General features: G+C 28.9%; 2 protein-coding genes. Both read right to left on the bottom strand.

The features are described 5' to 3' along the window. Positions 1 to 258 precede the first annotated feature (258 nt). On the bottom strand, positions 259 to 1146 hold the full coding sequence (locus RWN11_RS08255; RefSeq protein ID WP_314161256.1) for a DMT family transporter: 888 nt from the start codon (positions 1144 to 1146) through the stop codon (positions 259 to 261). 10 nt (positions 1147 to 1156) lie between these two features. Further along, a complete protein-coding gene (locus RWN11_RS08250) occupies positions 1157 to 2485 on the bottom strand; it encodes a hypothetical protein (RefSeq protein WP_314161255.1) in 1329 nt (442 codons plus the stop codon). Between the last annotated feature and the right edge of the window lie 35 nt (positions 2486 to 2520).

Raw genomic sequence — 2520 nt, 5'->3', positions numbered from 1 at the left:
ATTCATACTTTTATACATTTCATCAAATTTTACGTTACTCATTTTTATCCTTTCTCTGTAGATACTTCAGAAATCATCTTAAAAATATTTAAACAAAAAATGCCCTAATTGAAACTACCCTTAGCTATATTGTTCTCAGGATTTTTTATCTAAACATACAACTTTAAACGAGAGTAACTTAAAATTCTTATTTTCAAAATCGATTTTAAAAGTTACCCCCGTTCGGTTTATAAAACATTTTAAACTCTTATTTCCTTTTTATCTCTTACTTAGAACAATTACCGCTGATAGAATAAAAGCTGCACCAATTAAATCTATTGTTCCGAATGTTGTTCCTAATAAGAGGAAAGAAAAGATTATAGCAGCAATCGGTTCAAAGCAACCGATAATACTTCCCGTGACTGCACCAATTAACCTAACACCTTCTAAATATAAAGAAAATGACAATATTGTTCCAATTATTACCACTCCAGACATACATATAAAATCAATCAATGTAAAATTATCTGGAACATAATTACTACCTGTAGTAAAATAAACAACCACTCCTGCGATTAATAACCCCCAAGCCATTATAGGCATTACACCATATTTTGTAGTTAAACTTATTGAAAAAATATTATAACTAGCAAGACCAAATGCAGAAAGTAACCCCCAAAATAATCCTAATGTAGAAATATTCAATTTGCTAAAATCGAAATGGGTTGCTATTAATACCGTTCCAAATAACGAAACCACTATTGCAATAACCTCCCTTGGTAGAGGCCATCTTCTACCTATAACACAATAATATAACATTATTATTACTGGACCAATATACTGTATAACCGTTGCCATACCTGCATTTGTATGCTTGATTGTTAAAAAGAATGTTCCTTGACAGATTAAAAGTCCAAAAAAAGAAAAATTTAATAGTTTTAAAATATCTATCTTATTTGAAAATACTCTCACTAAATCATGTTTATCTTTAATGAGTAAAATAGCTACCATTGCAATTCCAGAGAAGAACAACCTATTAGCTATAATCCAAACGGGGTCTATTTTTGATACATTTAATAAATATTCCCCTAATACTCCTGATAATCCCCAACATGTAGCTCCTAGTAAGGTAAAGACTATACCTTTTTTCATCGTACTTTGTCCCATGATTACTCTCCTAATGATCAAATAATTTCAGACTAGAACTAACAATTTTATTAGATTTTTCTATTACTTCACCATATTTCTCATCTTTTGATAATAAGATACTAGTAAATAAAGTAATCATATTATTTTGTGCTACCATCATATTCCCACATGTATAGAATTTAGCATCTAATTTGTTAGTGATATAGCCAAAAGGTGAATACCAAAAACCATAACCTACATTATAATTTTCAGAAAAGAATTTTTTCGCAGCACTTTCTGGATATCCTTTTATTATCGGCATAGGATATAAAAGACTAAGAGCTTTTATCGCTTGTTGCGAATCTTCAACTTTAGAATTTAAAACAGAAAATACATCGAGCTTTTTACCCATTAGAGTCTTATCATCATACACCTTAAAATCAGTATGATAATGAGATTCAAAATTTTCCTTATACTCATTAATTATTTCTTCTTCATCAAACATTACTGAATAATCATTATTAAATAAATTTTCTTTTTTCAAGTAAAGATGCGCTTTTAAATCATTATCTGTGTAATCTAAAGAGATTAGAGGATTTGTCGTAATAAATAAACTTTTCTTGGATTCAAATGCTATAAAGTACCTATTCTTACTCAGAAGATATTTTGTTACCGCACCTAAAGAAGTATTGTTTTCTAACAATATTAAATTTTTTCTTGATAAAACTATTCGCTTTAATTCTTCTTTTTCTATTTGAAGAAGGGCTTTCCTAATATTTTCTTGCCAAAGTTCTGGATAAATTTCTCTAACGACATTAATCTGTGGTTCACTAGATATTTCATTTTTATCATCCAGTTTATTTAAAAATGAAATTCTCTCTGCCCATAATTCAGAAAACTCTTTTTCCTCTTTCATATTAAAGAACAATGTGATATAAACATCATCACCTTTAAAAACCGCGAGTGTACCTGGTACAACAAATGATGTATCACTAAAATCTACCCATTCTTGACTGTTTTTATTATTTCCATCTGAGATTCCACCGTAAATACCAAAGTATTCACAATCATGCTCATCAATTTCTAAAACCGTTACCTGTGCTTTTAATTCTTCAAAACCAGATAGTACACTACTATTATCAAAACTTGTTAAGAAATCATTAGAATCTAATAACCATGTTGCTTCATAACCTATACCAATTATAGAAGACTTAGTATCAGGGGTTCTTATAATAAATCTCTCACCTTTTTTCGGTGTAAAAAGACTGATAAACTGATCTTCCGTAAAAGTTTTCTTCAGTTTAAATTTCACAACAAGTTTATCATCAAGAACTGTATCACTAAAATCATAATCTATAATTTTCTGATAATCATTCATACTTATTACCTATCCTTTTTTTTCTCCTCATTTTG

Origin of the sequence: uncultured Gemella sp. (genome assembly GCF_963519265.1) — a bacterium.
Lineage (GTDB): Bacteria > Bacillota > Bacilli > Staphylococcales > Gemellaceae > Gemella.
This window is presented reverse-complemented; position numbering and strand designations above follow the sequence as displayed.